Annotated in this window: 3 protein-coding genes; 2 read left to right on the top strand and 1 reads right to left on the bottom strand. The window is 66.4% G+C overall.

Annotated features, from left to right (window positions below; genetic code table 11):
* Both H3O04_RS34960 and H3O04_RS34955 read left to right on the top strand, forming a co-directional pair.
* On the top strand, positions 1 to 593 hold a 593-nt coding region (locus H3O04_RS34960), incomplete at its 5' end, for a hypothetical protein (RefSeq protein ID WP_202589474.1).
* Between the two features lie 123 nt (positions 594 to 716).
* Positions 717 to 1,730 carry a hypothetical protein gene (locus H3O04_RS34955; protein WP_202589473.1) on the top strand — a complete coding sequence of 338 codons (1,014 nt, stop codon included), beginning with the start codon at positions 717 to 719 and terminating at the stop codon, positions 1,728 to 1,730.
* Positions 1,731 to 1,926: 196 nt separating this feature from the next.
* Here the strand turns inward: H3O04_RS34955 and H3O04_RS34950 are convergent.
* On the bottom strand, positions 1,927 to 2,481 hold a 555-nt coding region (locus H3O04_RS34950; RefSeq protein WP_202589472.1), incomplete at its 5' end, for a pyridoxal-phosphate dependent enzyme.

Below are 2,481 nucleotides of genomic sequence, written 5' to 3'. Positions count from 1 at the left end.
GCAGCGCCACCAAGGTGACGAGCATCGATCCGCTGCTGCGGCTGGCGGTGCAGCAGTCGAACTGCTTCGTGATCACGTCGATCGGCAACCAGAAGAGCGACGCACGCCTGTCGCGCATCACGCAGCTGCAGCGCAACTCGGGCGAATACCGCGCGGGCTCGAAGCAGCAGAAGGGCCAGCGTGTCGCGGCCGACTACTACATGGAGCCGCAGATCGTGATCAACGATTCGCCGATCGGCGGGATCGGCAGCATGATCGGCGGGCTGATCGGCAACAGCGCGGTGGCGGCGGTGGCGGGCCATCTGCAGACGAAGGCGTCGGTGGTGACGCTGACGCTGTTCGACGTGCGCTCGGCGGTGCAGATCGCGGCGTCGGAAGGCAGCTCGACGGCGACGAACTACGGCGCGGCGCTGGGCGGCTTCGGCGGCGGCGTGGGCGGCGCGCTGGCGGGCTTCTCGTCGACGCCGGAAGGCAAGGCGACGGTCGTGGCGTTCATCGACGCGTACAACAAGATGGTCGTCGCGCTGCGCAGCTACAAGGCGCAGGACGTGAAGGGCGGGCTGGGCCGCGGTGGCCAGCTGCAGGTGAACTGACGTTGCCGGGCCGGCGGGATGCCGCCGGCCGATTCCTGATTCTTGATTCGTGATGGTCGGTGCGTGCGGCGTGATTCGCGCGTACGGGCTGCGTTCGTCCTGTTCGTTCAGAAGGTGACCCCGATGAAAGCCGTTGCACTGATCGCATTGACCTGCCTCGCGCTGACCGCTTGCGGCGGCGGTGACGACAATTCCTCGCCCGCGGCGTCCGGCGGATCGGGCACGAGCAACAACGGCGGAAGCGGCGGCACCGGTTCGGGCGGCACGGGTTCCGGCGGCAACGGCGGTTCGGGTGGCTCGGGCGGCAGCACGCTGACGTGGCGCTACGAGGCGCAGCCTGTCGCGGCCGATCGCGCGAGTTTCCTGACGCTGGTCAACAACGAAGGCGCGAAGGGCTATCGCTATCTGGGCGACTACTTCTACACCGCGGGCAACGGCGGAACCCAGTCGATCTTCGTGAACGACGGCACCGCGCAGACCTACACGTACCAGTTGCAGACGGCGCCGGCGGACATGACGTCCTTCGTCAACGCGGCCAACGCGCAAGGGGCGAGCGGCTACCGCTACGAAGGGCCGCTCACGTACGGCGATCTCTATCGCAAGGATGGCGGTTCGTCCGCCACCTACACGTACACGACGACCGGCCTGCCGGCCGATGCCAACGCGTTCCTCACGCAGGCGAACGGCCAGGGCCAGTCGGGCTACTGGTTCCTCGGCCCGCTGATGGTGGGCGCCGTGCAGGCGAACGTGTACATGAAGAACAACGCGTCGAACGCGACCTATACGTACGACGCGCTGGCGCCGACGTCGACGGTCAGCGACTTCGTCGCACAGGCCAACAGCGAAGGGGCGAAGGGTTATCGCGCGAAGGGCGGGATGGCATTCGGCACCGCGATCTCGTGGATCTACGTGAAGGACCAGACGCAGTCGCCGACCTTCTCGTACGAGTCGGCCGCGATCCAGTCGACCGGCGGGAGCTTCGTGCAGCAGGCGAATACGTTCGGCGCGCAGGGCGCCGCCTATCTGAGCGATATCGCGCTCGGCACCCCCGCGCCGGTGACGGCGTCGTTCTATTTCACGCCGAAGAACTGCACGGGCTTCCTGTGCACGACGCTAAATCCGCTCACGCAGAACTAAGCGGGCGCGTTGCCCGCTGCTGCATTGCGCGAGTCGTTGCAACTAGCACGATCCGAGCACGTTGAATCGAGTGCCTCAGGTGCGCCGCATCCGTGGACGCATCTTTTGCCGCCGGTTTGCCGGCGGCATTTCAATTTATACGTGTGTCGGTTTGGGTACCGGGGCCGTTGAGTGCGAACTGTCTCGAAAAGCGACGTCACCCGTTGCGAAAAATCCCGTTATACGCACTCAACGCTGGCGCTCCGCCGAGATGCGCATACAGCACTTTCGACCCCGGCTCGAATTCCCCGAGCCGCACCTTGTCGATCATCCCGTGCATCGATTTCCCTTCGTAAACGGGATCGGTCAGCATGCCTTCCAGTCGTGCGCACAGCCGAATCGCTTCCAGCGTGCCGCCGCTCGGCAGCCCGTATTCGGGCCCGCCGTAACGCGTGTCGAGCACGACGTCCTGTTCGACGATATCGCGGTCCAGCCCCACCAGCTCGGCCGTATGCCGCGCGATGCGCGTGATCTGTTCGCGCGTCTGTTCCGGCTTCGCCGACGCGTCGATGCCGATCACGCGGTCCGCGCGTCCGTCGGCCGCGAAGCCCACGACCATCCCCGCCTGCGTGCTGCCCGTCACCGAGCAGACGACGACGTAGTCGAACTTGAAGCCGAGCTGCGCTTCCTGCGCCCGCACTTCTTCCGCGAAGCCGACGAACCCGAGCCCGCCGAGCGGATGCTCGGAGCAGCCGGCCGGCATCGGATACGG

The sequence above is a fragment of the Burkholderia sp. KCJ3K979 genome, assembly GCF_016759955.1.
Lineage (GTDB): Bacteria > Pseudomonadota > Gammaproteobacteria > Burkholderiales > Burkholderiaceae > Burkholderia > Burkholderia orbicola.
This window is presented reverse-complemented; position numbering and strand designations above follow the sequence as displayed.